Here is a 2,782-nt window from a genome sequence, read left to right on the forward strand (position 1 = left end):
GTGGAGAGCGGCCGCGGCGGCGGCGAGGCGGCCGGTCACGGGGGTGTGGCCGCCTCGGCCTCCCGTCGCGGCGGGCGCCGGGGCCGCTCCGCCACCGGGCTGCCCGGGGAGGAGGGCTCCGGCCGTACCTCCCGGAAGCAGGCCGAGGAGTCGGCCGACCCGGAGACCCGCGCCCGGGACATCTGCCTGCGGCTGCTGACCGGCGCCGCCAAGACCCGCAAGCAGCTCGCCGACGCCCTGCGCAAGCGGGAGATCCCGGAGGAGGCCGCCGACGCGGTGCTCACCCGGCTCGAAGAGGTCGGGCTGATCGACGACGCGGCCTTCGCCGCGGCCTGGGTGGAGTCCCGGCACGCCGTCCGGGGCCTGTCCCGGCGGGCGCTGGCCCAGGAGCTGCGCACCAAGGGCGTCGCCGCCGACCTGGTCGAGCAGGCCGTCGCCCAACTCGACCACGACGACGAGACGGACGCGGCCCGGGCGCTGGTCGAGCGCAAGCTGCGGTCCACCCGGGGGCTGGACACCCAGGTGCGCACCCGGCGGCTGGTCGGGATGCTGGCCCGGCGCGGCTACTCCGAAGGACTGGCGTTCCGGGTGGTGCGCAGCGCGCTGGAAGAGGAGTGGAGTGAACCGTCGGGTCGGGAGTAGTGGCAGTTCTGTAGGTGTCTTGGAGTGGACCAGGTCAACTCTTGACCCTCCCGTGACCCCCACCTAGCCTCGCCTTCAGTGCCCGGGGCGCCTCCGGACGGCGGCGCGCGCGGCGACGGGGGAGTGGGCGGGAATGGGGATCTCGGCGGGCACCGGCCCGGGCGGCTCACTGGTGCCGGTCGCCGGATCGGCCGCACTCCTGCTGCTGGTGGTCGTAGCCGCCGCCGGGCTGGCGATCAGGCGGCTCCGGGCGGCCCGGCGCGGTGCGCTGGCCGAGGCCGAGCAGGCCCGCCGGTGGGCCGAGGAGCAGTCCGCCCGCCAGCGGACCGAACTGGCCCGCCGCGAGGAGGACATGGCCGAGGAGCTGCGCAGGCTGCGCCGCCGGGAGGACGAACTGGCCGAGCGCTCCACCGAGTTGGAGCAGTCCCGGGGCGAGGCCGAGGCGCTGGTCGCCCGGCGGGCGGCGGCCTTGGAGCGGGCCGCCGGGCTCTCCGCCGAGCAGGCCCGCGCCGAACTCCTGCGGGAGGCCGAGGACTCGGCCCGGCGGGAGGCCGCGGTCACCGTCCGGGAGATCGAGCGCGAGGCCCGGGAGGAGGGCGAGCGCCGGGCCCGGGACATCGTCGCCGGGGCGGTCCAGCGGCTGGCGACGGAGCAGACCGCGGAGAGCGCCGTCACCGTCCTGCGGCTGCCGAACGAGGACATGAAGGGCCGGATCATCGGCCGCGAGGGCCGCAACATCCGCGCCTTCGAGGCGGTCACCGGCGTGAACCTGATCATCGACGACACCCCCGAGTCGGTGCAGCTGTCCTGCTTCGACCCGGTCCGCCGGGAGACCGCCCGGCTCACCCTGGAGCAGCTGGTCGAGGACGGCCGGATCCACCCGACCCGGATCGAGAGCCTGTACGAGCGCAGCCGCGAGGAGGTCGGGCAGAGCTGCGTCCGGGCCGGCGAGGACGCCCTGCTGGAGGCCCGGGTCGACGGGGTGCACCCCGAACTCGTCCGCACCCTGGGCTCGTTGCGCTACCGGGCGTCGTACGGGCAGAACGTGCTCGGGCACCTGCTGGAGTCCGCGCACCTGGCCGGGATGATGGCCGCCGAGCTCGGGGTGGACCCGGAGCCGGTGCGGCGCGCGGCGCTGCTGCACGACATCGGCAAGGCGCTCACCCACGAGTCGGAGGGCAGCCACGCCGCGGTCGGCGCGGAGCTCGCCCGGCGGTACGGGGAGTCCGCCGAGGTGGTGCACGCGATCGCCGCCCACCACAACGAGGTCGATCCGCGCACCGTGACGGCCGTGCTGACCCAGGCCGCGGACGGTTGCTCGGGCGGCCGGCCGGGTGCGCGCAAGGAGTCGCTGGAGCTGTACGTCCGGCGGCTGGCGCGGCTGGAGGAGATCGCGCGTTCGCACGAGGGCGTGGCCGAGGTGTTCGCGATGCAGGCGGGCCGCGAGGTGCGGGTGATGGTCCGTCCGGACGCGGTGGACGACCTCGGTGCGGAGCTGATCGCCCGTGAGGTCGCCCGCCAGGTCTCCACCGAGCTGACGTACCCGGGCCAGATCCGGGTGACGGTGGTCCGCGAGAGCCGGGCCACGGCGGTGGCCGGCTGAGACCGTGGCCCGCCGCGGCCCGGAGGCCTCAGCTCGGGGAGTCCACCTGCTGGGGCGAGGGCTGCTCGGCCGGGTCGGGGGCTGGGCCGAGCGTGGCCGGGCCGCCGCGGGCGCGGTCGGCGAGGGCGAGCAGGTCCTCGGCGACGGCCCCCTGGGTGGTGCCGACCAGGTGGCCGTCCGGGCGGATCAGCAGGACGGTGTGCGGCCCGGCGCCCGGGTAGTCCTCGGTGACCAGCACCTCGGCGGGGACGGGCAGCGCGGCGGCGACCTCGGCGAGGCGGGGCATCAGGCCGGCGCCGAGCCAGTGCTCGGAGGACCAGACGGCGGTGCCGGGGGCGACCAGCAGCAGCAGGAAGGTGGTGCCGAGCCGGGCGTGCAGGTGGTCGGGGGTGCCGTCGTCGGCGAGCACCGGCAGGTCCGGGACGAGTACGCCGGGGGCGGTGGCGGGCAGCAGCTCGCTGAGCGAGGTGGTGCCGCGCGCGCCGCGCTGCACCGGGACCCGGGCCGGGACGCCGGAGGGCGCCGCCGGGTAGGCGG

The 2,782-nt window shown here is 76.8% G+C and carries 2 protein-coding genes and 1 pseudogene; 2 read left to right on the plus strand and 1 reads right to left on the minus strand.

Going from position 1 to position 2,782, the window contains the following annotated elements; all coding sequences use genetic code 11:
* Nucleotides 1–642 (plus strand): recombination regulator RecX, encoded by a 642-nt coding sequence (recX, locus tag AE652_RS39035; RefSeq protein ID WP_053112545.1) that lies wholly within the window; start codon nt 1–3, stop codon nt 640–642.
* A 133-nt stretch (nt 643–775) separates the two neighbouring features.
* Nucleotides 776–2,245 (plus strand): ribonuclease Y, encoded by a 1,470-nt coding sequence (gene rny / locus AE652_RS39040; RefSeq protein ID WP_049660255.1) that lies wholly within the window; start codon nt 776–778, stop codon nt 2,243–2,245.
* Between the two features lie 28 nt (nt 2,246–2,273).
* On the opposite strand, the pseudogene AE652_RS39045 reads toward rny, so the two are convergent.
* A pseudogene (locus AE652_RS39045) lies at nt 2,274–2,782 on the minus strand (monooxygenase); the annotation flags it as partial.

Source organism: Kitasatospora sp. MY 5-36 (assembly GCF_001182915.1).
In the GTDB taxonomy this organism is placed as follows: domain Bacteria; phylum Actinomycetota; class Actinomycetes; order Streptomycetales; family Streptomycetaceae; genus Kitasatospora.

Coding starts and splice junctions, on each gene's coding strand:
- rny (WP_049660255.1), top strand. CDS start 776: ATGGGGATCTCGGCGGGCACCGGCCCGGGCGGCTCACTGGTGCCGGTC.